Origin of the sequence: Enterococcus sp. AZ050, assembly GCF_051715085.1 — a bacterium.
Classification (GTDB): Bacteria; Bacillota; Bacilli; order Lactobacillales; family Enterococcaceae; genus Enterococcus; species Enterococcus faecalis.
This window is the reverse complement of the sequence record NZ_JBIOTC010000001.1, coordinates 1,708,298-1,731,845: the sequence shown is the minus strand read 5'-3', so window position 1 is coordinate 1,731,845 and position 23,548 is coordinate 1,708,298. Positions and strand designations below refer to the sequence as shown.

The following is a 23,548-nucleotide window of genomic DNA, read 5'->3' as shown; positions in this document are numbered from 1 at the left end:
CGGAGAATGCGTTATTTAGATGCAGAAGCAATTGAGAATATAGCCACAGGAGCAGCTTTTTTAGGGACAGGAGGTGGCGGTGATCCCTATATTGGTAAAATGATGGCTTTGTCCGCCATCGAAGAAAACGGACCTGTCAAACTGGTTTCTCCAGAAGAGATAGCTGCGGAGGATTTTTTCCTACCCGCCGCAATGATGGGTGCCCCATCTGTCGCAATTGAAAAATTTCCCAAAGGCGACGAATTCGTCCGTGTCTTTGAGAAGTTAGGAAAATATTTAGACCAAGAAACGATTGCGGGGACCTTTCCAATGGAAGCTGGGGGCGTCAATTCAATGATTCCAATTGTTGTTGCAGCGAAGCTAGGCATTCCCTTGGTGGATTGTGATGGTATGGGTCGGGCCTTTCCAGAATTGCCTATGGTAACGTTCCATTTGAATGGGATGTCAGCGACCCCTATGGCAATTACCGATGAAAAAGGAAATATTGGCATTATGGAAACGATTGATAATACTTGGACAGAACGTCTTGCTCGTGTTCAAACGGTTGAAATGGGCGCCAGTGCTTTAGTGAGCATTTATCCCGCGACAGGCAAACAATTACAAGACTATGGTATTCACAACATCGTGACATTATCAGAAGAAATTGGCAAAGTGATTCGAGGTACCTATGCAGATGAACAAGAAAAACGCCAAGCATTAGTAGAAGTTACGGATGGCTTTGAATTGTTCCAAGGAAAAATTCTAGATGTGGAACGAGAAGTAAAAGGTGGCTTCAATTTGGGACGTGTCAAATTGAGTGGCTTAAACAGTGATGCTGGTTCAGAAGCAGTCGTCCATTTTCAAAATGAAAATTTAATTGCCGAGAAAGATGGTCAGGTGATTGCGATGACGCCTGATTTGATTTGTATGGTAGATTTAGAAACTTTAACGCCTGTGACAACAGAAAGCTTGAAATACGGCAAACGTGTCCAAGTAATGGGCTTGAAAGCGAATGCTGCTTGGCGAACGAAAAAAGGTATCGAAACAGTGGGTCCTCGGTATTTCGGCTACGAAATGGATTATCAACCACTAGAAAACTTAGTAGCGAAGGAGGACAAATAAATGTATAAAATCGGTATCGATGTCGGCGGCACAAATACAGATGCTGTTATTTTAGATCATCAATTAAACTTGATTCATTCAGTGAAAGTTCCAACAACCGATGATATTCAAACAGGGATTGCCGGTGCCTTAAATAAAGTCTTGGCAGAATCAGCAGTGGACCCAACCAAAGTCACACATGCAATGTTGGGCACGACCCAATGTACGAATGCCATTGTTGAGCGAAAAAAATTAGCAAAAGTTGGGGTCCTTCGTTTGGGCTATCCAGCAACCGCTTCGGTCTTGCCTTACACAGCTTGGCCCAAGGATTTAGTGGCCACTCTTTCAGAAACGTATGCTTTAGCACATGGCGGCTACGAATATGATGGACAACCATTGACTGCACTGGACGAAGAAGAATTACGTGGGATTTTGGCCTCTTGGCGAGGAGAAGTAGAGGCAATCGCAGTAATTGGCGTTTTTTCTTCTTTAAAAAATGACCAAGAATTGTTTGTTCAAGCGCTTGCGAAGGAAGTGTTAGGGGCAGATGTTCCTGTATCTTGCTCCTCAATGATTGGGTCTGTCGGTTTAATCGAACGGGAAAATGCGACAATTTTGAATGCTGCGTTGCACAAAGTAATTAAAGTGACCAGCGAAGGCTTTGAACAAGCCTTAGAACAAGAAAAAATTCATCACGCCCAAGTGTACTTATGTCAAAATGATGGTACGTTAATGTCGTTAACGTATGCCAAACAGTTTCCTATTTTAACCATTGCTTGTGGACCAACCAATAGTATTCGTGGGGCTTCTTACTTAGCCGGCTTGAAAGATGCGGTTGTTTTAGATGTTGGTGGCACAACGTCAGACATTGGCGTGTTAGTGGATGGCTTTCCAAGAGAATCTTCACTGGCCGTTGATGTTGGCGGGGTACGGACTAATTTTAGAATGCCAGATATCGTGTCAATCGGTGTCGGCGGCGGCAGTCTAGTGCGTGAACAACCAGATGGTTCTGTGACAGTTGGCCCCGACAGTGTCGGCTACCGTATTACACAAGAGGCCCTTGTTTTTGGCGGCACACAATTAACGACCACTGATATTGCGGTTCGCTTAGGCCATGCCCAAGTCGGTGATCCTAGCAAAGTGGCTCATTTAGACCAAGCGTTTGCGGAAAAAGTGTACCAAAAAATTGGCGAATTGGTCAGTGAAGCGATTGATCGCATGAAGACCAGTTCCGCAGACGTGACGGTCGTTTTAGTTGGTGGTGGGAGTATTATCATCCCCGAAGAATTGACAGGCGTTAAAGCGCTAATTCGCAACGAAAACGGAGCAGTGGCGAATGCCATCGGTGCCTCTATCGCTCAGATTAGCGGACAATACGAACAAATTTATGTCTATTCAAAAATCCAACGGGATGCGGCGTTGACTGATGCCCAAGAAAAAGCCGTCCAACAAGCTGAACTTGCGGGTGCAGTCCCTGGCACAATCGAGTTAGTCGAGGTGGAAGAAACACCACTTGCCTATCATCCAGAAAATGCAACCCGCTTACGAGTAAAAGTGGTTGGGAATATGTACTAAAAGAAAGGAAATCCTCTAGCATATGAGGGTTTCCTTTTTGTGCTATAGTCTCATCTTTACTTTCGAGTCAATTCAGTTTCAATGCGTTTTAAAATCCTCTTGTTCGCAATTATACCAAGTTCTTCTGTTGAGTTAAGCATATAAATCGTTGATTTCCCATTTCCTTTGTTTAACAAAGTACCTTGTTGGACTAAGCTGGTAACGGTTTTTCTAATTTTATAGTCAGAGTACCCACTATTTTTTTGAATATCTTTAATTTTTGCTTGTCCGTGATCCATCAAGTATAAAATAATTAATTGTTCAATATCAGTATAACCTTTTAGGCTATCTTTCATATTAATTTTCCAGATTTTGATAGTGGTTGCATCGAAATAGGTATCAATATCAGGTGCTTTTAAACTATTTTTAGTCGCTGCATCTATTATTCTAGGTCCTCCAGACCCTGCCTTCTCAGCAATTCCTACTCTCCTAAACAAAGTTGAAATAATCGGATTTCTAGTGACTGAATAACTTCCATGAATAAATTCTTCTTTAGACACTTTCATTTCTCCTGGATTGTAGAACTCAATATAATCATCGTAATCTGCAATCTTAATGACATGATCTGAATCATAATACGCATGCATTAAGACATTTACCAAAGCTTCTTTTAGTGATAATAATAGATCTGATTTATAGGAACCGCGAGTCATATCTTGTGATTGTCTAAAAGTATCAGGAATTGCGAGAGCGAATTTTTCAATGACAATAGTGTAAAAAGAGAAAATATTCATCTCTGGATAGTTCATATCACCTGTGGAAACTCTATCTAACCAATCGCTATCTAATGAACTTTTTTTCTTAAAATAATCCAATTGAAACTTTTTAAACCTGTCTGTAATTGAATGATATTTTCCGAAAAATAATAGTCCGCCAGTTGTTAATTTATATACATTATCGCTGTTCATTCTATCCTTTTTCAGGACACCCAAATTTATAAGTAACTCTTCATCTGAATAATCTAAGTATTTTTGCTCCTGAGTATTTTTATAAAGTAATTCTCTATATTCTTGAATTGTTTTTGTGTTTAAATCGTCCAGGGTATAATTATTTAGTAGCTCAGTATCTATATCGTTCTGAGAATCGACAATTAGGTATTTAAATTGATTATCATCTGCTTTTCGATCGCCATCATCTGTTCTTATGTAGGTATTCGTTTTATTTCCATTTAGATAAATAGGTCTTCTTTCAAATGAAGCTTTTGGGACTTTAATTTGTATAATTGATTTTCCAGCAACTTTTAATGTAATAACATCTTCATTACTCAATAAATTAGCGCTCACTTTTTTCTTGTCGTGAATAAGATTCCAAAAATCCCTAAGGATCATTTCTGGCTTATCAACGCCAACAACTCTATAGCCGTTGGGTATTTCTTCTACACCTAAAATAATTATACCACCCTTAGTATTTGCAAATGCGCTGTATGTACTCCAGATATCTTTGGAAAGAGAAGTCTGTGATTTTTTGTACTCTAATTGCCAACTTTCTTTTGGATGTGAAAAGATTTCGTCTTTTAATTCTATAAATTGATTCATACGTCCCCTCCTTAGTAATAAATTCAAAAGTAAATCAAAAGTAAAAAAACTGAGTGGTATCAAGCCTTTGAGTGATTTTTTCAAAAGAAAAAGTCATTTTTGAAAAGAAAACCAAAAGAATTGACATATAGATAAAATGTGGTATAATTTTAGTTTTCAATAATTAAATTGTATCATTAAAAAACTTTTTTTTCTAGAAGATTTTAGCAAGAAGTAGTTAAATGAACCAAGTAAATCAATCATAACTAGGAATTCCCTTCGACTCCCCCAGTGCTTTTACGGAACGAATCAATAAAACAGAAGCAGCAGAAAACTAAACAAAAGTAAGTAATACGACTGTCTTTTTTTGCTATTTTTTGCGATAATAAGGGAGAAAGTTCAAATTGAAAGGGAGCCAGAATAAATGAAAACCTATGATTATATTGTTATTGGTGGCGGTAGTGGCGGGATTGCTTCTGCTAACCGCGCAGGAATGCACGGAGCCAACGTCCTTTTAATTGAGGGCAACGAAATTGGTGGGACCTGTGTCAACGTTGGTTGTGTGCCTAAAAAAGTCATGTGGCAAGCCAGCAGCATGATGGAAATGATGGAAAGAGACACAGCAGGCTACGGGTTTGATGTTGAAATCAAAAATTTTAGCTTTAAACAATTAGTTGAAAATCGTGAAAAATATATTGACTTCTTACATGGTGCGTATAATCGTGGTTTAGACAGTAACAACATTGAACGTATCCATGGTTACGCTACGTTTACTGGGGAGCAAACAATTGAAGTCAATGGAACAGAATATACGGCGCCGCACATTTTAATCGCGACAGGTGGTCGTCCGAAAAAACTAGGTATTCCAGGAGAAGAATATGCCTTAGATTCAAACGGCTTCTTTGCGTTAGAAGAAATGCCAAAACGTGTGGTCTTTGTCGGTGCGGGTTACATCGCAGCCGAATTAGCAGGAACCTTACATGGCTTAGGTGCAGAAACACATTGGGCCTTCCGTCATGAACGACCATTACGAAGCTTTGATGACATGCTTTCTGAAAAAGTCGTAGAACGCTATCAAGAAATGGGCATGCAAATTCATCCGAATGCAACACCAGCTAAAATTGAAAAAACGGCGCAGAATGAGTACGTTATTACATTTGAAAATGGTGAATCAATCACGACAGATGCCGTGATTTTCGGGACAGGCCGTCAGCCGAACACGGATCAATTAGGATTAGAAAATACGAAAGTAGCTCTTGATGAAAAAGGCTACGTCAAAGTAGATAAATTCCAAAATACCACGCAAAATGGCATCTACGCAGTCGGCGATGTCATTGGGAAAATCGACTTAACGCCAGTCGCGATTGCCGCTGGTCGGCGCCTGTCTGAACGTTTATTTAACGGACAAACCGATTTATATTTGGATTATAACTTGGTACCAACGGTGGTCTTTACCCATCCACCAGTTGCGACAATTGGCTTGACGGAAAAAGCAGCGCTTGAAGAATATGGTGAAGACCAAGTGAAAATCTATCGCTCTAGCTTTACACCAATGTATTTCGCTTTAGGAGAATACCGTCAAAAATGCGACATGAAATTAATCTGTGTCGGCAAAGAAGAAAAAATTGTCGGTTTGCATGGCATCGGCATCGGTGTTGACGAAATGCTACAAGGCTTTGCAGTCGCTATTAAAATGGGCGCGACCAAAGCTGATTTTGATAATACTGTTGCGATTCATCCAACAGGCTCAGAAGAATTTGTAACAATGCGATAAAAGGCGAATAAACCCCGAAAAAGAGCGTTGCATCAGCAACGCTCTTTTTTGAATACACGAGTTATTTCATTCAATTTATAACCAATTGGGTGCTGACAAACGTGATGAAATTAGCTATTTTCTATTATCAGTTGCAACATTTTTTTCATTAAAATGTTGATATAAGGAAGTATCAGAAACGAGTAATTCAATGATTTCAGATTTATCTATAATAGTAATTCTTTGTCGAGATAAAAACGCAATAAATTGTGGTAAAAATCTTTTGGCATAGATATCTAAATATAACTTTGTGGTTTGATTATTATAGGTGACTAGTAAGTAAAAATAGTCGGGACTACTATCAAAAGCGGACACTCTTATCTTTTTGGTATAAATGATTTCTATGGATTCAATTTCAGAATAAGGAATTTTTATTTGTGTAGAACTGTTTTTTATGCATTCAATGATTTTCAGAATCGGGTTTCTGGAGAATTGATGGACCATAATATCTTGTTGGTTAATTATCCAATAATCTGAAAAGATGATTGGAAAAACTAAAAGTAGACCGATAAATATGATTGCACTAAACAACCAAAAAGGTTGATAACCAAAACCAGTAAGTAGCAAAGAGAAACAAGTCCAAACAATACAAAATAAAATTCCTTTTTTTAGATTATAAATTTTTCCAACAACTTGGGGCTTTTTAAAATAAGGACTACCTTGGATTAGCTCATCAATAGAAACATTGTATAAATCAGAAAGCATCAGTAAATTATCAATTGAAGGGATGGATTGTCCATTTTCCCATTTGGAAACAGCTTGTGTAGTGACATGTAATTTTTGGGCAATTTGTTCTTGCGTATAGTGATTATTTATTCTCCGTGTTTTTAAAATAGTTTGGATTAACATTATTCGTTACCTCCTTGATTTTAGAGTAGTCTATTCCGCTATATGTTTCAATCAACTAGTGGTTGATAAGCAAATAATTGCTATTAAATAAACAATAACATCTTTTAACTACTGACTTTTCCAAGAAATATGCTATGATTAAAAAAATCAGCAAAACAGAGGGTAGGGAGTTAGAGGATGGATAAAATTAGAATCAACAACTTGAAATTTTTCACAAAAAATGGTGTTTTGGCAGAAGAAAAACGTCTAGGACAGCAAGTAGAAATCGACCTTGAAATGCAGTTGTCATTAGCTGAGGCAGGGCGAACAGATGATGTAACCCAAACCGTCAATTATGCCGAAGTGAATGAATTGATTGCCCAACGAGTAAACAATCACTCGTACGATTTAATCGAAGGTTTAGCGAGTGCTATTTTAGATGATATTTCCGCAGATTATCAAGAACAATTGAACAAAATTATCATTAAAATTAGAAAATATAGTGTGCCGATGCCCGGCCTTTTTGACAATATTGAAATTGAAATGGAGCGAGAAGTATAGATGATTGGCTATGTAGCATTAGGTAGTAACGTCGGCGATCCATACGCAAATTTAGTGAAAGCCCGCAATTATTTAAACGAAGACCCGCAGATTCAGGTCGTGGCTTCTTCAAAACTTTATGAAACGGATCCTTACGGCTATACAGACCAAGATGATTTTTTGAACGCCGTATTGAAAATTGATACTAGCTATACCGCTGAAGAGTTATTGGCTGTTACCCAAGGGATTGAGCAAGTAATGAAACGTAAAAAATTAATTCACTGGGGTCCGCGGATTATTGATATTGATATTTTATTATTAGGGGAACAGTCAGTCGCGTTGCCCCACTTACAAGTTCCTCATCAAGAATTAACAAAACGGTCATTTGTTTTGATTCCCTTAAGTGATGTTTACGCAGAGGAACAACTATTGGGCGCGCCAATAGCTACGTGGATTCAGCGCAGTGGCAATCAAGAAGAAGTGCGAGTAAGCGAAAAGGAATGGTAGAGATGGAGCAGGAAAAACAAGCGCAAATTGAGCAGGCAGTTACCACAATCTTAGAAGCAGTGGGGGAAGATACTCAACGATCAGGACTCATTGATACCCCCAAACGCGTAGCTAAAATGTATGCAGAAGTTTTTAGTGGATTAACCGAACCTGAATTTGATGATTATAAATTATTTGATAGCTTAAATGAAGGCGAAATGGTTCTAGTAAAAGATATTGCCTTTTATTCAATGTGTGAACACCATTTATTGCCATTTTATGGAAAAGTACATGTCGCTTATCTGCCAGAAGGTGGCAAAGTATTGGGACTAAGCAAGTTACCAAGATTAGTAGAACATTGTGCCAAACGTCCCACAGTTCAAGAAGATTTAACGGTGACAATTGCCCGCAAACTCCAAGAAAATATTCCCGTCAAAGGCATTGCAGTAGCCATTGAAGCGGAACATATGTGTATGACGATGCGCGGCGTGAAAACACCACAAAGTAGCACCAAAACATTTCAATTTACAGGACTATTTAAAGAACAAGAGTGGAAAAATCAATTTTTAATGGAGATACGTTAGAAAATGGAAATCATTGTTGGCACGAATAACCAAGGTAAGTTAAAAGAAATGCAATCAGGACTTAAGGACCCTGCTATTCAACTTGTCTCTTATCGAAAGTATACCACCAGTCAAGAACAACCGGCAGAAACTGGTACTACGTATGCTGAAAATGCTTATCTAAAAGCTCGCTTTTTCCAACAATTAATTGGCCGCCCAATGTTAGGTGATGATGGCGGCTTAACGTTAACTGCTTTTCCTGATTTATTAGGTATTTATACAAGCCGCTTTTTCCATTCAGCCAATCCGGAAGAACAGAACCGCGAACTGTTGCACTTATTTGAAGGGCAACAGTCGACCCGAGAGTTAACCTTATCAGCCACGTTGGTCTATGTACTCGATGACGACAAACTGTTGCAAACGGAAGCCACTTTGACTGGTGAATTAGTTGAACCGCGCGGTACAGGCGGTTATGGTTTTGATCCGATTATTTATTTACCAGACCGAGGCAAAACCTTAGCGGAGTTGTCCACAAGTGAACGAATGAAAATAAGTCCTAGAATGCGGGCTTTACGAAAGATGATTCAGCAGATAAAGGAGCAATGTGACAATGATTGATTTAAAAAAGAATTACCAAATTATGGGGATTGTCAACACGACCCCCGACTCTTTTTCTGATGGCGGTAGCTACACAACGGTCGACGTGGCCTATCAACATGCGCTTCATCTACTAGAAGCGGGGGCCGATATTTTAGACATTGGCGGCCAATCCACACGCCCTGGCTACGAAGAAGTTTCTCCACAAGTTGAGGCAGAACGAGTATTACCATTAATAAAAAAAATACGTGAGACTTCTCTAGCGCCGATTTCTGTGGACACTTACTATCCCGAAGTAGCGGAAGCCGCGATCCAAGCTGGCGCCACAATGATTAATGACATCAAAGGATTAGACACTCCGGGGATGGCAGAAGTCCTCGCGCAATATCCTGAAATCCAAGTTGTGATTATGCATTCTAGAAAACGCCAATCTCTTTCTTTAAAAGAAGAGTTACACCAATTTTATACAGAAAAAATTGAACAATGCCAAAAATATGGGCTTTCCTTAGAAAAAATTTGTTTCGATCCAGGGATTGGCTTTCATAAAACTGTCGCAGAAAACCTTCAACTGTTAAAAGATCCTAACGCCTTTCGCTACCAAGATTATCCGTTACTATACGGCGTTTCTCGCAAACGAACCATTGGCGCTTTAACGAACGAACCAGAACCAGCCAACCGTGATTTTGGTTCAGCCGCTGCTTCCTTGTATGCAGCACAACAAGGCGTAGAAATTTTACGTGTTCATAATGTCCAAGGCTTAAAACAAACATTTGATGTCTGGCGAGCATTGTCGGAGAAGGAGTAAAGGTAGACCAATAGACTAAACAGACCGACCATCTTTTTTTGATGGTCGGTCTGTTTAGTCTAAAAAATTTTAGTTGGCTGAATCGTTTTATCCCAGTAAACGGTGCGCGATTTTTATTACAAAAGAAAGCAGCTGTTGAATAATCAGGAAAGTAAGCATATTCTAGGAAGGTAAAAATGTGTTATACTACACAAGTAGGAAGTTTATGACGGTGGCAATTTCTCAAAAAAAGGGGGACTGCCAATGTATTTGCTTGTTTGCTCTTTCCCTAGAAAGGAATAGTAGTGACTGTCTTTGAAGCATTGATGCTTGCGATCGCTTTCGCAACATTAATTGTCAAAATCAGTAATAAAAACGACAAAAAATAAACCCGTCATAACTTTTAGCGAAGATTGACGGGTTTATTAACCAATAAATTAAAGCTACCGTCTTAAACGGTCTACCCGAGAGCGTATGTCTAGTACGCTCTCTTCGTGTTTATTATAGCAAGTTGAAACGGAAAAGTCGAATAGTAAATAAAAAAGTAAGCGTATTCTAGGAAGGTACAAATGTGTTATACTACACAAGTAGGAAGTTTATGACGGTGGCAATTTCTCAAAAAAGGGGGACTGCCAATGTATTTGCTTGTTTGCTCTTTCCCTAGAAAGGAATAGTAGTGACTGTCTTTGAAGCATTGATGCTTGCGATTGCTTTCGCAACATTAATTGTCAAAATCAGTAATAAAAACGACAAAAAATAAACCCGTCATAACTTTTAGCGAAGATTGACGGGTTTATTTATCCACAATTAAAGCTACCGTCTTAAACGGTCTACCCGAGAGCGTATGTCTAGTACGCTCTCTTCGTGTTTATTATACCAAGGTATCACCTAAAAAGCTAGCCGCTAAATCCTCAATAGGATCCAGCGGCTTTTTTAATTTTCTCTTGTCAAAATCGTTTGTGTAATTTCATACAATTGTTCTTTCGCTTGGGCCTTTGTTTCAGGAAGTTTGCTGATTTCTTTCAGCGCTTTTTCTGTGTAATGAGTGGCTAATTGTTGGGCCTTTTCTACGCCACCTAGTTCATGGACAAGACGATAAATTTCCTGTGTTTCTTCATCGGTCAAGGCTTCTTTTTTCATTAAAAGTGGCAACAAGACTTCACGATTGGCTTCAAGTGCATAAATCAAGGGCAAAGAATACACGCCTTGACGTACGTCTTCTAAGACGGGTTTGCCGATAGCGTCAGCAGTTTGTGTATAGTCCAAAATATCATCAATAATTTGAAAAGCCAGTCCGATATTTTCGCCGATTTCACCACAACGTTTGGCAAAACGTTGGGAGGTGCCACTTTCATAGGCACCGACAAAACAACTTAGCGCAAACAGTTCCGCAGTTTTCCCGGAAATATTTTTTAAATATTGGTCAATCGTTACCTCGAAATTATAGCGATTGTCCATTTGACCAAGCTCACCAGTCAGGACTTTTTCCATACTGCGCGAATTTAATTGAATGCTTTTTAATGAAGAAGAATAATCAGATAAGAGCTTGAAACAGCAAACAAAAAGATAATCGCCTGTATACACGGCTGTGCTATTCCCAAAGCGCGAACGCAATGTTGGCAAGCCACGACGCGTATCGGCTTCGTCGACAATATCGTCGTGAACTAACGTGGCGGTATGCAGTAATTCAATGGAAGCCGCTAACGCTGTCGCCTTTTTAGGGTCCCGCTGTTCACCAAAATAAGAGAACAACAGTTGGTAGGCTGGACGTAGCAATTTGCCGCCAGAATGAATCATATCATGGACAGCAGCTTGAATCTCTTGATTATCGATTTGAACCGCTTGTTCCATCAAGCGAAGAGTAGTTGTTAATTCTTTTGATAACGTAGGATAGGTATTCCACATAGGATGTATATTCATAAGATGACTCCTTTAATTGTGGCGGACAGGTTTTCAATTAGAAAAATTGACTCCACTTATGTTTCGTTGTTTGTTCATAATTCAGTTGGAATTTTCGTAACGTCTGGACATGTTGTAGTAAATAATTAGCGGCAATCCCAATCGCAATCCCCGAAAGTAACCCAAACAGAGATAGAAATGGTAAGTACAGCATCGGCGCCCACGAATGAGCAAAGAAAGAGGTCGTTAGCAACTGACCAACGTTGTGTAAGAAACCACCAACGGCACTAATCCCGATAATGCTGACCCGTTTTGGCCCCAGCTGCTTGACAAGCAACATGCCGAAATAACTTAATAAGGCACCACTGGCACTATAGAAAAAGGTCGAAAGTGTACCGCCCAGTAATGTCGTTAAAATCAAACGTAAACAGACTAGGAAAAAACTATCACGCTTACGCATGGTGAAAATCGCAATAATAGTAATTAAATTTGCTAGACCGAGCTTTGCCCCAGGAGCAAATGCGAAAGGGTAAGGAATCATATTTTCGATTAATCCAATAATGACCCCTTGGGCAACGAGCATAGCAATATAAATATTCTTGTGTAATTTGCTCATAGTTGTCGTGCTTAATAAATTAAGCTACCGTCTTCACTCCCATCAGAAGCTTCCACGGTGATAAACAAATTGTGGGGTAGACAGGCAATCGGGGTTTCACCAGGTTTGGAAATCCAGCCTCGCCGAACATCCACTAAGTCAGCACAGTTGGCTTCCTTCACGCGGATACGATCACCATCTACTTCAATCAGGTTGTAATCACCGTCTTTTGCTTCGTATTTATATGTATAATGCGGGCCGTCCTTTTTTAAGTCAAAGACTTTGATTACTTTGTTGTCTACTTTCAAGACTGCTTGATACGTAGCCGCTTCTTGACCACGGTTTTGCATGGCAAAAACAACAAGGGGCAGAAAAGAACCAAGAACTAAAACAGCAATAATAATAACGTCCCATGTTTTCAAGCGACTTTTCTTAATGAATTCTTTGATCGTCATTTTCTTCTCTCTCCTTTGGTGTTTTTTTCTTGTCTATCATAACATAATGAACGAGCTTGGAACAAAAATTATTTTGAATTTTTGTTCCAAGCTCAAAAACTGATAAACGGCGGGAACAGAACCAACACTACGCGTTGCTCCGATCTCAACAACTTCTAAGAGCTAAAGCTCTAAGAGTTGAAGGTCCTTCGGAAATAAGCCGAAATTGTTGAGAATCACGAAGAACGTAGTGATTCGATGATGAACAATACCTACTTGGTCTCCAAAAATTAAAGAGCACCGAGTAGGTATCATGCAACATCAACTCTTTCCTCGTTGTGTTTTATGACAATTTTCGGAAATTCCTTCTTATTGCTGAGAAACACTATTTGCAAAGCAAATAGATGTTGAACAGTACCTACTTGGTTCTCGGAGCTAAACGATTCTGTCCCGACCTCAGTTGAGCCACCATATTATATAAAAGAAAATATGTGGGACAAAAGTCATGCTTGACTGCTGTCCCACATACTAAATCCTATGATAGTCAGCTGGAGACATGTGTCTCAGCTTTTGCTCGTAGTTGTCAATCGATGATCGATTGCTTACTTACCGCCGTATCTAGCTTTCGGGGTACCATACCACGCTTTACCAAGTTTGCGTTGAATCCATGGAATTACCCAGCGGTCTAAACCGACAGCACGGCCTGAACCGTTCATCAAAGCAAAAGCGACAAAGATAAACCAGATATTTACCCAATAGAACATGCCAGATAAACAGAAGGCAATTGTTAAACCAATTGTAGCAGCACTTGATAACCAAGTGAATAAACCAGCAATCAATGCTAAAGCAATACATACTTCAACGATTGTCATGAATTTTTGCATGAACAAAGCAACTTCTTGGTTTGGCATCATAAATTTCATTACGCTTTCGAACCATTTAGGCATGTGATCAAACACTTGCATTGGTGTTTCGCCGTAAGCGTAGCTTAAACCAAAGTGCGCTGCTTGTGTTGCCGCATCGGCACCACCGCTTGCCGCCGCATCCGCCGCACCACTTGCAGCAGTTGTTGCTGTTTCAGTTGCTTGAGAAGCACCTGTTGTTACTTGTTCTTGTAACCAAGGGAATGGGAAAACGACTTTATCTGTGAACCAAGAACCGTCACCAAACCAAGTGCTTGGTTTCAAGTAATCGCCGTTGCCGACAATTTTCTTCATTGATTCGACTAACCAAACCATACCATAGAAGACACGTAGCGGAACACTCCACAAGACATTGCCGTAACGAGACGTATGTCCGCGAGCAACAGAACGATCATCTTTAATATGGAAGATTTCGTGCATAATGTATTGGAACATGTAGTAACCAGAACGAATATCAAAGAAGTATTTCAAGTTAACGATATGTTTCATAATGATGGCTAAGAAACCACTCAAATGAATTTTATCGAATAAGTTGGCAACGCCCCATTTCGCGCCGATGGAAACCATGAATCCTTGGTAGTTTCCTTTAAAGGCATGTTTTTCGCCGCCTTTAATATCTGCAACGATGTTGGCAGCTGCAGTATGACCTGTTTGTTCAGCTGCTTGAACGATTTGAGGAGTTGGTGTATTTGGTGTTTCTTCGTAATAAACCAAGTCACCAATGATATAAATGTTTTTGTCTTCGTAGCCTTTTGCTTGCATGTATTCATTCGCAACTAAACGACTACCACGTGCTGCTTCTAAACCAAAGTCAGCGGCATCAGAAGTTGCTTTCACACCAGCTGTCCAGATTAACGTATGCGTTGGTACTTCAGAACCATCTTTTAATTTAATGTGATCTGCTGCAACTTCAACGATTGGTGAGTTCAATAATAATTGAACATTTTTCTTTTCTAGATAACGTTCTGCTTTGGCAGCATCGTTACGAGATAACATGTTTAAGATGGTTGGCATTGCTTCAACAACCATTAATGTAATTTCGTCTGGATCAATTTTGGCATCTTTCGCTAAACGATCTTTCCAGTCGATTAATTCGCCGACCATTTCGATCCCAGTAAAACCAGAACCACAGACAACGAATGTTAACATTGCTTTGCGTACTTCAGCATCTGGTTCGATGGCTGCTTTAGCAACGGTTGCTTCAATGTGATGACGAATTTTCACTGCATCATCAAATGACCATAAGGTGAAACCATTTTCTTTCACGCCTGGTGTTCCAAAGTCGTTTGGTTCGCCACCCATACCCAGAATTAACTGGTCAAATGGATAAGAACCTGCTAAAGTTTTCACAACTTTATTTTCTTTGTCGATCCCAGTAACAGTATCTGTTACCAATTTTACGTTTTTCTTGCGTGAGAACAAACGTTGTAAGTCGTATTGAATTGCTTCTGGTTCAACACGTCCGCCTGCTACTTCATGCAATTCGGTCATCATAGTGTGGTAAGAATGGCGATCAATCAATGTGATTGTTACGTCCGTATCTTTTTTAAATTTCTTTGCTAGAAATTTAGTAGCTGAAACGCCAGCATACCCAGCACCTACAACGACAATATTTTGCTTTGTCATTGACAATCCGCTCCTTAATATTGTAAGTAGTAAAATAGTGATAATGATTAATAAGTACACAATCGACTAACATTATATAAGTATTTCACGAATTTGTCTAATATAAATTTTAATTGTCAACAAATTTACTCCAACGATGAGTTTTTGATGAAAAAAAGACCGAAATGTAAATATTTTTAGGGGATGGTCTTGACAACTTTTTTAAAACCATTATAATGTGTAATGTATCACAAACTTTTGATGTTTGTGAAAATCATGAAAGAAAAGGTGACTATCAATGAAAGTGAATAAATTTGTTAAAGGTTTTGCGGCAATTGCATTATTTAGTTTAGTATTAGCAGGCTGTGGCGCAGACAAGAAAGACAACACAACGAACTCTTCTAGCGCAGCATCTTCAGAAACGAAAAAATCAACTGAATCATCAGCACCAGCGAAAAAAGTTGCCGGTGGCGATTTAAAAGATGGTACGTATAAATTAGAAGAAAAAAATGAAAAAAATGGTTACCGTGCAGTCTTTGAAATGACTGTAAAAGACGGCAAAATCACTGAATCTAAATATGACAACATCAATGCTGACGGCAAATCTAAAACAGAAGACACTAAGTATGAAGAAAGCATGAAAGCAAAATCTGGTGTTGGACCAAAAGAATACATCAAACAATTAAACGATTCTTTTGTTAAAGCACAAAGCGCAAGCGGTGTGGAAGTAGTAACTGGTGCGACTCATTCATCTGAATCATTCCAAAACTACGCACAACAATTAATCCAAGCAGCACAAGCTGGTAACACAGACACAATCGAAATCGACAATGGCGCAGCATTGAAAGATGGTACGTACTCATTGAAAGAAAAAAATGACTCAAACGGCTACCACACAACATTCTCAATGACTGTGAAAGATGGTAAAGTGACTGAATCTAACTACGATAACGTGAACGCTGACGGCAAATCTAAAAAAGATGACACTGAATACGAAAGCAAAATGAAAGACGTTGCTGGCGTTGGACCAAAAGAATATATCGAAACATTAAACAAAGAATTTGTTAAAGCAATGGGCGAAGAAGACGGCTCACCTGCAGGTGTTGAAGTGGTAACTGGTGCAACACACAGCACACATTCATTCATCAACTACGCACAACAATTAGTGAACGCTGCTGAAAAAGGCGACACAACTGAAATCGTTGTTGACAACATCGTAACAAAATAAGTAATAATAAATGAATCGTGAAGTAGTTCCTGAAACGCTTTTCAGCAATTACTTGACACCATTGAGGGGTTGGGAAAAAGTCGGTTGGCTGACTTTCCCGCCCCTTTTTCTTCGCTAGTTCTGTCCATCATTTCACAAATTTTTTCACAGAAATTTGTGAATTTCCAAGAGAAAGACTTTTCATTTTTTTCAAAAAAGGCTACTATGCAAGAGAACTTATTTTTTAATTAAAGAAGGAAAGAAGAGGGAATCCTATGAAAAAGAAACTTCTGCTCATGGTGAGTGTTCTAGCAGTGCTGTTTGTGGCAGCTGCTTGTTCCTCAAAACCAGAAGCGAAAATTAATACAGAACCATACTCTGACCGTCAAACAATGCTTGGTACCTACGTTCAAATTCGCATCTACGATGATGGCAAAGAAGACGTCTTACCGAAAGCTTTTGCCCGTGTCAAAGAACTAGGCGATAAAATCACCGTCAACCAACCAGGTTCAGAAATTGATGAAATCAACCAAGAAGCAGGCGTGAAACCAGTCAAAGTCTCAGATGACCTGTATCCTTTGTTGAAAAAAGCCTATGAATATAGCAAAGACTCCCGCGGCGGCTTCGACATGGCAATTGGCCCAATCACCTCTATGTGGCACATTGGCTTCGATGATGCCCGCAAACCAAGCCAAGCCGAAATTGATCAAGCCTTGAAACTTGTCGATTACACGAAAGTCAAATTCAACGACAAAGAGCAAACCGTTTACCTTGAAGAAAAAGGCATGCAATTGGATTTAGGCGCAATTGCCAAAGGCTTCATCACCGATGAAGTCGTGAAAGTTCTGAAAGATAACGGCGTCACCACCGCTATCGTCGATTTAGGCGGGAATGTTTACGTCTTAGGACACAGCCCACGTGGCAAAGACATGGACTGGACAGTCGGGATTCAAGATCCGAATAAAGCCCGCAACACAGTCTTAGGTCAAGTCAAAGAAAGCAACAAAACCTTAGTCACATCAGGAATTTATGAACGCTACTTAAAAGTCGATGGCAAAACCTACCACCATCTCTTTGATCGTGAAACTGGCTATCCGTTTGATAACGACATCGCAGGTGTTACCATTATCACCGACAAATCCATCGATGGTGATGGTCTCTCAACAGCCGTCTTCTCAATGGGCGTCAAAAAAGGACTAGAATATGTCGAAAGTCTGAAAGGAACCGATGCCATTTTCGTCACAAAAGACGACAAAGTCTACATCAGCAAAGATATCGAAGGCAACTTTGAAATCGGCAAAGACTCTGGCTATACGATGGGGAATCGGGCCGATTTGAAATAAGGAGCGACTAAAAATGTCTTTAAATGTGTTTTTAAAAGTAGTGGAAATTCAGACGAAGCTTGCCAGTCTCTTTCCCTTCATTATCGGGGTCTTATTTTCAATGACCTATTTTGGGGAAGTCCAGTGGGGCAACACGCTGGTTTTCTTCATTGGCATGGTGGTCTTTGATATGGCCACCACCGCCATTAATAATTACATGGACTTCAAAAAAGCCAAATCGGACGTCTACAAATATGAAGAAAATATTATCGGACAATCAGGCGTTTCACCACAACTAGTTCGCAACATGATTTTCGCCATGATTGCCTTCACTGCCGTTGTGGGTGCGTACTTGACGGTTCAAACCGGTTGGCTCTTCCTTGTGTTAGGAGGAATTTGCTGCTTCATCGGGATTTTCTACACGTATGGACCGATTCCGTTATCCCGTATGCCCTTAGGAGAAATTTTCAGTGGCTTCACGATGGGCTTAGGCATCTTCGTCTTAACCGTTTACTTGAATGTCGTCACCAATCCGCCTTTTTACTTAACGGTTGATTTCGCCAGTGGCGCCTTTCGCTTAGACGGCAATCTCTGGGCGGTGCTTGCGATTGTCGTGGCGTCCTTGCCCTTGGTCTGTTCGATTGCTAACATCATGCTCGCCAACAATTTACGGGACTTAGACACGGATATTGAGAACCACCGTTATACATTAGTCTATTATATCGGGCGCCCAGCGGGGATTGTGCTGTTTCAAGTGTTAGCGCTAGCTGGCTATCTGGTGATTTTATTCGGCTTCATTAGTGGCATTTATCAATGGCCAGTGTTAATTACATTTGCTACTCTGCCTGTCATTTGGAAAAATATTCAAACGTTTAAACAAGAATTGCCGCAGCCGAAAAGTTTCCGCCATTCCATTAAGAACTTAATGGTTTTCAATGGCACCTATGCTTTAGGGCTATTAATCAGTGCTTTGCTTGGTTAGAACCTAAAAAAGTGCGAGGAATGCGAAAAAAATCTTGTTTTTTAAAAAAAGAATGCGTCGGAATAATTAAGAAAAGCTCAAAATGTTAGTCTTTAATGCTAACATTTTGAGCTTTTCTCGTTAAAAAGAGTAAAGACTTAAACTTTGAACGCGTGATTTCGAGGGAAAGTAGGCGTAGAACAACATTTTTGTTTATCGATAATTAAATAACGAGCTTGTAAACGTTGTTCTATCAACGTGTTTCAAAAATTTCGCATAGGGTGCGTAAAAATCGTCAACTTCTACAGGGGGGTTCTTTGTTATCATAGAGGTATGAAAAAAAGGTTGTTTGAGCAGTGATTGTACAGAAGCTCAAATCTGTTGTTGATTTAAAAGGAGGTTTTTAAATGAAAAAAAAGCGTTATTTAATGATTGTGTGTCTACTATCTTCTCCTAGTTTCTTTATAAATGTTGAAGCATCTGATGGTGGTTCTAGTTCGGTGGGGATTGAATTTTACCAAAATCCGACAACACCCGCTCCTAAAGATGCCCCGCCGAAAACAGATGCGCCAGCTACTGATCCCAAGGGACCAGCTGGTCCTCCGCAAGGAGATCAACGAAGTGGTGGTTCGACACAGACCACCACAACTGGCTCAACGCTCCCTCGTACAGGGAGCAAGAGTCAGGCAAATCTTAGCATTCTCGGCTTGGTCTTAATTGGCCTTGTCGGAATGGTACATAGAAAGAAGGGACGACATGAAGCAAACTAAGTGGCAACGTCTTGCAGCTATTGGCTTATGTGGTTCTTTGCTAGTGAATGCCTTTTCTGGCGTGACGGCAGTTGCGGAAACCGTCACGATTGAAAGTAGTCCGACCGCTAAAAGTAGCGCCAAGGAAGAAACACAAGCAAGTAGTGAAACGCAAGAAACAACGACTGAAACAAGTCGAGAAGAAGTAACACAGGAAATAGAGAAACAAGCAGAAGTGGCGGTAGAAAAGAAGGAAGCACCGCCAGTGAAAGTGGAGCAAAAAGAAGCGGAAGCTCAGCAGGAGGTGCAACTCCCAGTACAAATCCAGAATCGAGCGATTGGGGTAAAAGAAGGTAAAAAAGTATCAGAACTTTCTACATGGTTCGAATCAGAGGCAAATTCTTTTCCAGCACAAAATCAAAGCTATGTAGTACCAGAGTCTCGCTTTAGCATTAATATTGCTTCGGAAGATAAAACGTCTTTAAATATGGAAGATTTTCAATTAACTTCTGAGATGGGATTAGATAGATGGAGGGCATCTACGAATCTGTCTGGTTTTGTTTCTCCTGGAGATCAAACGATACCAGTGTCAAATGTACCGACAACTACAGGACTGGATATATTGATACCTAGTCAAACTCTAAACGTAAATTATCTTCATTATTGGTCAGATATGATCGTATATTATTTGAAGGACCCTGTTCTGACAGTTCCCAAATATATTGATACTATTGAAGTAGCAAATTCAGGAATATTTAACAGATATGAGATATATAGTTACTTTGAATACCCATATAATATTAAATTAGTCAAAACAAATAATAGCTATACCCTTCAGCAACCGATTTATCATGTATGGAATAAACGCTATTTAGCAAGCTTTGCAGCGGAATTAAGGACAACTTATGAGAAAAAGCATGTTGCTTTAACGTATGTTGCTGCGCAACAAGATATTGACTTAACAACTACTTACAAAAAAATCACCGAAAACTTCGTTGATGCCACAGGTGCCAAAATCACACCGCCAACTGGTTTCACGCAAGGACAACAAACAAGTATTACGAGCAATGACTTCACATACACCAGTGCCAAAGCCTTGCCAGATACGTACAAGGCAGGCGGCAAGACCTACAAATTCAAAGGCTGGTACAAAGGCACTGATCAAACCAAAATGAAAACGACGAAAACACCAAGTTATGCCGTCACTTACGATGACCAAGACGACATGACGGCGGTTTATGAAGTGGACACAGGTAAAGATTACAATTTTCCAAGTAAGACTGTGAATTTCCAATTTATCGATGAAGCAGGGACGATTATATCGCCAACGCCGTTTACAATTACAACCGATTTACAACAAGAAATTAATTCCACTTATACGAAGCTTGGATCGATTACTGGGATCAATTCAGGAAATACCAAACGAGTGACGATTCCTGCCAAAACGATTAGAGCAGATGTATCTTTAGGTGGTGTGAATAATTATGGAACAACCAATACAAGAATCACTATTCCAAAATTTTATGAAAATATCTCTGTCTATACAGGAAGTGCTTATACACAAGCTACGTTGAATCGTTATTCAACTGCAGATAATACATTAATCGGTAACCCAACCAGTAATGCGCCATTGTATTACGGACTAAACAAAATGACAACGACACAATTTAAAGTGAGTGAGTATGATTCGACTACTACAATTCCAGAACAATCGGAGTATCTGTATAATCGATTGTATGTATCAGGTGCATCCCGTTTATTTAATTCTTACGTTACGCCAGTAGGGACGATTTACTATCAGTTAACCAATCGCAAGGTCACCGAAAACTTCGTCGATGCCAGCGGTGCCAAAATTACACCACCAACAGGCTTTACCCAAGGCAACAAAGTAGTGATTGATAGTGAGAACTTCACCTACACCAGTGCCAAAGCCTTGCCAGATACCTACACAGTAGGGGACAAAAACTACAAGTTCAAAGGTTGGTACAAAGGCACTGATCAAACCAAAATGAAAACGACGAAAACACCAAGTTATGCCGTCACTTACGATGACAAGGATGACATGACGGCAGTCTATGAAGAAGTGCAAGAAATCACTGTTCACCCAGGATTCTACGCAGAGTTTGTCGATGAACAAGGTCAAGCGTTCACGAATCCACTTACGCTTTCTGGAAACTATACAGAATTTTTCAGAAAAACCGCCACTAGTCCCTTTGAAGCAACAGGTTCGCTTTACCCAATGGTGGGAAGTAAAGAGGCGACCGTTGCTAATCGCTATAAAGTAGAAACAAAGCAAAACGTCTTGATTCCTAATGATTATGAACTTTTTTCTGATCTACCAACAGGTGTTTTAAATAAAGGTTTTGCGTTGAACAACTTTGATATTACGAATGAATTGAAGTATGTTGACAAAGTGGAAGCAACAACGAAAACCATTACGTTGTACGACTACGAGACCATTAGTGACATTGGCACCAACCTTCTATCGGATTCAGCAACGACTAGTTTTACTAGTTTTGAAACAGTGTTTAACAGAGAGACGAACAATACTTTTTCTGTTAAGGCAAGGTGGGGCCAATCAGGACTAACAAGAGATGTCCTTCCTAGTTTGTTATTTTTAACTAGTGCAAATTCCCAACCAAGATTATTTGGTTTCGATGGAACTAGCGACTACAAGCAAACGATAAACTATAAAGTCACACGAAAACAAGTCACCGAAAACTTCGTTGATGCCGCGGGTACTAAAATCACGCCACCGACAGGTTTCACGCAAGGGAAACAAACACCAATGACAAGCAACAGCTTCAAGTATACGGCGGCGAGAGCTTTGCCAGCTAGTTATTCAGCTGGTGGCAAAGCCTATACTTTCCAAGGTTGGTACAAAGGTAAAACCAAACCAAACACATTGACAACAAGTACGACGCCAACATATAACACAACCTTTGATGGCAATGACGACATGACGGCAGTGTATAAAGAGGAAGTGGCAAAAGCGAGTGTTACTTTAACACGCACTACAGCTGAAACAGTGACTAGCGGCGGCAACGTCACATGGCGTGCTACGATTACCAATACAAGCCAAGCACCATTAACTACGGCGACCATCAAGAAATCAACGGCTTGGACAACTGGCTTAGCAGCACCAACTGCCATGATCGTTACACCAGTTGGCGGCACGGCGAAAACCGTCCCAGTCACAGCGACTACTTGGACTAATGGCGTTAGCTTAGGGACTGACATCCCAGTGGGTAAATCTGCCACGGTTCAGTTCACTACCAAAGCGACGGGCACAGCGGGGCAAGTCTTGCGTGCAGGGATTACCACCAGTGGGAATTACAGTGGCATTTCTGCTTCGGCAACTGTTCGTGTGAAAGACAATGATCAGGCGATTGTTACACCAACGGCTGAAGGCTTCATCAGTGTCCCAACTTTCAATTTTGGTCAGATAGAGATTGCAGGAAACACACAACAGCATGGCCTGAAGAAAGCCGCTGATTACTACGGCAACGGTACACGCAATCCCTATCTGCGAATTAAGAAAACTCAACCGAATTGGAGCTTAACGGCACAACTGTCCCAACCAAAATCAGCTACAGACAGCTTGCCAACAGCGACTCGCCTATTATTAGGCACGGCTCCTGTTTCAAGTTTCTCCAATTACAATCAACCAACGGAGTTAAAAAACACGATTGGCACCACGACTGCCATTAACTTAACGGCAAATAACACGGCTACGAACATCGTTGCCAACCAACAATTTACTGGCAGTAATGTCTATCAACTAGACTTCACATTTGATAATATCAAATTAGAAGTACCAGCTAGTCAAGGCTTGACTGGTCAACAATACCAAGCCGCAGTCACGTGGAATTTAGTGACTGGCCCATAAAAATAAAAGATGCCCGAGCCTTGAAATAGGAGGCTCGGGCATCTTTTATTGATGGTCTTTTTAGGGGCGTTGTGCTATAATGGTAGTGAGAAGAGAGATATGCGACAACATAGCTCTCTAGTTTAGAGCCGTTTCAGACGGTAGC

19 protein-coding genes are annotated in these 23,548 nt (G+C 40.1%); 13 read left to right on the top strand and 6 right to left on the bottom strand.

Translation table 11 applies throughout. The features are described 5' to 3' along the window. The first annotated feature begins 6 nt into the window (after positions 1–6). Entirely contained in the window at positions 7–1,101 is a 1,095-nt protein-coding gene (locus IGJ04_RS08390; RefSeq protein ID WP_002354727.1) for a DUF917 domain-containing protein, read from the top strand. After that, a complete protein-coding gene (locus IGJ04_RS08385; RefSeq protein ID WP_002360919.1) occupies positions 1,102–2,655 on the top strand; it encodes a hydantoinase/oxoprolinase N-terminal domain-containing protein in 1,554 nt (517 codons plus the stop codon). It begins immediately after the preceding gene. Between the two features lie 56 nt (positions 2,656–2,711). Here the strand turns inward: IGJ04_RS08385 and IGJ04_RS08380 are convergent, their stop codons facing one another. After that, positions 2,712–4,229: an RNA-binding domain-containing protein gene (locus IGJ04_RS08380; RefSeq protein ID WP_002386215.1), complete on the bottom strand. Its 1,518-nt coding sequence runs from the start codon at positions 4,227–4,229 to the stop codon at positions 2,712–2,714. 403 nt (positions 4,230–4,632) lie between these two features. Here IGJ04_RS08380 and gor point away from each other — a divergent pair, with 403 nt between their 5' ends. Further along, positions 4,633–5,982 (top strand): glutathione-disulfide reductase, encoded by a 1,350-nt coding sequence (gene gor / locus IGJ04_RS08375; protein ID WP_002354732.1) that lies wholly within the window; start codon positions 4,633–4,635, stop codon positions 5,980–5,982. 114 nt (positions 5,983–6,096) lie between these two features. Here gor and IGJ04_RS08370 read toward each other — a convergent pair whose 3' ends face one another. After that, the gene (locus IGJ04_RS08370; protein WP_153854159.1) at positions 6,097–6,870 is read right to left on the bottom strand and encodes a helix-turn-helix domain-containing protein; all 774 of its coding nucleotides are present in this window, start codon (positions 6,868–6,870) and stop codon (positions 6,097–6,099) included. Between the two features lie 177 nt (positions 6,871–7,047). Between IGJ04_RS08370 and folB the strand changes: the two genes are divergently transcribed. From folB to folP, 5 genes are read left to right on the top strand one after another with little or no spacing between them, the layout of a single operon-like run. After that, complete coding sequence (folB, locus tag IGJ04_RS08365; RefSeq protein ID WP_002354733.1) at positions 7,048–7,410, top strand: dihydroneopterin aldolase; 363 nt, start codon at positions 7,048–7,050, stop codon at positions 7,408–7,410. After that, entirely contained in the window at positions 7,411–7,896 is a 486-nt protein-coding gene (folK, locus tag IGJ04_RS08360; RefSeq protein WP_002368519.1) for a 2-amino-4-hydroxy-6-hydroxymethyldihydropteridine diphosphokinase, read from the top strand. It abuts the gene before it with no gap. Beyond that, on the top strand, positions 7,890–8,459 hold the full coding sequence (gene folE, locus IGJ04_RS08355) for a GTP cyclohydrolase I FolE (RefSeq protein ID WP_002381007.1): 570 nt from the start codon (positions 7,890–7,892) through the stop codon (positions 8,457–8,459). The genes folK and folE overlap by 7 nt, the downstream gene beginning before the upstream one ends. A 3-nt stretch (positions 8,460–8,462) precedes the next feature. After that, positions 8,463–9,056, top strand: coding sequence for a non-canonical purine NTP pyrophosphatase (locus IGJ04_RS08350; RefSeq protein WP_010827873.1), 594 nt, complete (start codon positions 8,463–8,465; stop codon positions 9,054–9,056). Continuing rightward, the gene (gene folP, locus IGJ04_RS08345; protein WP_010706955.1) at positions 9,049–9,840 is read left to right on the top strand and encodes a dihydropteroate synthase; all 792 of its coding nucleotides are present in this window, start codon (positions 9,049–9,051) and stop codon (positions 9,838–9,840) included. Before IGJ04_RS08350 ends, folP begins: the two co-directional genes overlap by 8 nt. 912 nt (positions 9,841–10,752) lie before the next feature. Here folP and IGJ04_RS08340 read toward each other — a convergent pair. The 4 genes from IGJ04_RS08340 to IGJ04_RS08325 all read right to left on the bottom strand — a co-directional run bounded on the left by IGJ04_RS08340 (position 10,753) and on the right by IGJ04_RS08325 (position 15,296). After that, entirely contained in the window at positions 10,753–11,739 is a 987-nt protein-coding gene (locus IGJ04_RS08340) for a polyprenyl synthetase family protein (RefSeq protein ID WP_002358954.1), read from the bottom strand. A gap of 37 nt (positions 11,740–11,776) precedes the next feature. After that, positions 11,777–12,334, bottom strand: a complete 558-nt coding sequence (locus tag IGJ04_RS08335; RefSeq protein ID WP_002354743.1) for a Gx transporter family protein — start codon at positions 12,332–12,334, stop codon at positions 11,777–11,779. 11 nt (positions 12,335–12,345) lie between these two features. Further along, positions 12,346–12,768 (bottom strand): NusG domain II-containing protein, encoded by a 423-nt coding sequence (locus tag IGJ04_RS08330; protein WP_002358956.1) that lies wholly within the window; start codon positions 12,766–12,768, stop codon positions 12,346–12,348. 581 nt (positions 12,769–13,349) lie between these two features. Beyond that, positions 13,350–15,296, bottom strand: coding sequence for an NAD(P)/FAD-dependent oxidoreductase (locus tag IGJ04_RS08325; protein ID WP_002354747.1), 1,947 nt, complete (start codon positions 15,294–15,296; stop codon positions 13,350–13,352). Between the two features lie 277 nt (positions 15,297–15,573). Here IGJ04_RS08325 and pplA point away from each other — a divergent pair, with 277 nt between their 5' ends. The 5 genes from pplA (at position 15,574) to IGJ04_RS08300 (ending at position 23,403) form a co-directional block, all read left to right on the top strand. After that, positions 15,574–16,503, top strand: coding sequence for an extracellular electron transfer flavoprotein PplA (gene pplA / locus IGJ04_RS08320; RefSeq protein ID WP_002381005.1), 930 nt, complete (start codon positions 15,574–15,576; stop codon positions 16,501–16,503). Positions 16,504–16,757: 254 nt separating this feature from the next. Then, positions 16,758–17,825 (top strand): FAD:protein FMN transferase, encoded by a 1,068-nt coding sequence (locus IGJ04_RS08315; RefSeq protein WP_002354751.1) that lies wholly within the window; start codon positions 16,758–16,760, stop codon positions 17,823–17,825. A gap of 13 nt (positions 17,826–17,838) precedes the next feature. Next, a complete protein-coding gene (gene menA, locus IGJ04_RS08310; RefSeq protein WP_002358958.1) occupies positions 17,839–18,786 on the top strand; it encodes a 1,4-dihydroxy-2-naphthoate polyprenyltransferase in 948 nt (315 codons plus the stop codon). A 386-nt stretch (positions 18,787–19,172) separates the two neighbouring features. Continuing rightward, entirely contained in the window at positions 19,173–19,535 is a 363-nt protein-coding gene (locus tag IGJ04_RS08305; protein ID WP_010776206.1) for an LPXTG cell wall anchor domain-containing protein, read from the top strand. Continuing rightward, entirely contained in the window at positions 19,522–23,403 is a 3,882-nt protein-coding gene (locus IGJ04_RS08300) for a WxL domain-containing protein (RefSeq protein ID WP_438840115.1), read from the top strand. Before IGJ04_RS08305 ends, IGJ04_RS08300 begins: the two co-directional genes overlap by 14 nt. Positions 23,404–23,548 lie beyond the last annotated feature (145 nt).

Coding starts and splice junctions, on each gene's coding strand:
- IGJ04_RS08390 (WP_002354727.1), top strand. CDS start 7: ATGCGTTATTTAGATGCAGAAGCAATTGAGAATATAGCCACAGGAGCA.
- IGJ04_RS08385 (WP_002360919.1), top strand. CDS start 1,102: ATGTATAAAATCGGTATCGATGTCGGCGGCACAAATACAGATGCTGTT.
- IGJ04_RS08380 (WP_002386215.1), bottom strand. CDS start 4,229: ATGAATCAATTTATAGAATTAAAAGACGAAATCTTTTCACATCCAAAA.
- gor (WP_002354732.1), top strand. CDS start 4,633: ATGAAAACCTATGATTATATTGTTATTGGTGGCGGTAGTGGCGGGATT.
- IGJ04_RS08370 (WP_153854159.1), bottom strand. CDS start 6,870: ATGTTAATCCAAACTATTTTAAAAACACGGAGAATAAATAATCACTAT.
- folB (WP_002354733.1), top strand. CDS start 7,048: ATGGATAAAATTAGAATCAACAACTTGAAATTTTTCACAAAAAATGGT.
- folK (WP_002368519.1), top strand. CDS start 7,411: ATGATTGGCTATGTAGCATTAGGTAGTAACGTCGGCGATCCATACGCA.
- folE (WP_002381007.1), top strand. CDS start 7,890: ATGGTAGAGATGGAGCAGGAAAAACAAGCGCAAATTGAGCAGGCAGTT.
- IGJ04_RS08350 (WP_010827873.1), top strand. CDS start 8,463: ATGGAAATCATTGTTGGCACGAATAACCAAGGTAAGTTAAAAGAAATG.
- folP (WP_010706955.1), top strand. CDS start 9,049: ATGATTGATTTAAAAAAGAATTACCAAATTATGGGGATTGTCAACACG.
- IGJ04_RS08340 (WP_002358954.1), bottom strand. CDS start 11,739: ATGAATATACATCCTATGTGGAATACCTATCCTACGTTATCAAAAGAA.
- IGJ04_RS08335 (WP_002354743.1), bottom strand. CDS start 12,334: ATGAGCAAATTACACAAGAATATTTATATTGCTATGCTCGTTGCCCAA.
- IGJ04_RS08330 (WP_002358956.1), bottom strand. CDS start 12,768: ATGACGATCAAAGAATTCATTAAGAAAAGTCGCTTGAAAACATGGGAC.
- IGJ04_RS08325 (WP_002354747.1), bottom strand. CDS start 15,296: ATGACAAAGCAAAATATTGTCGTTGTAGGTGCTGGGTATGCTGGCGTT.
- pplA (WP_002381005.1), top strand. CDS start 15,574: ATGAAAGTGAATAAATTTGTTAAAGGTTTTGCGGCAATTGCATTATTT.
- IGJ04_RS08315 (WP_002354751.1), top strand. CDS start 16,758: ATGAAAAAGAAACTTCTGCTCATGGTGAGTGTTCTAGCAGTGCTGTTT.
- menA (WP_002358958.1), top strand. CDS start 17,839: ATGTCTTTAAATGTGTTTTTAAAAGTAGTGGAAATTCAGACGAAGCTT.
- IGJ04_RS08305 (WP_010776206.1), top strand. CDS start 19,173: ATGAAAAAAAAGCGTTATTTAATGATTGTGTGTCTACTATCTTCTCCT.
- IGJ04_RS08300 (WP_438840115.1), top strand. CDS start 19,522: ATGAAGCAAACTAAGTGGCAACGTCTTGCAGCTATTGGCTTATGTGGT.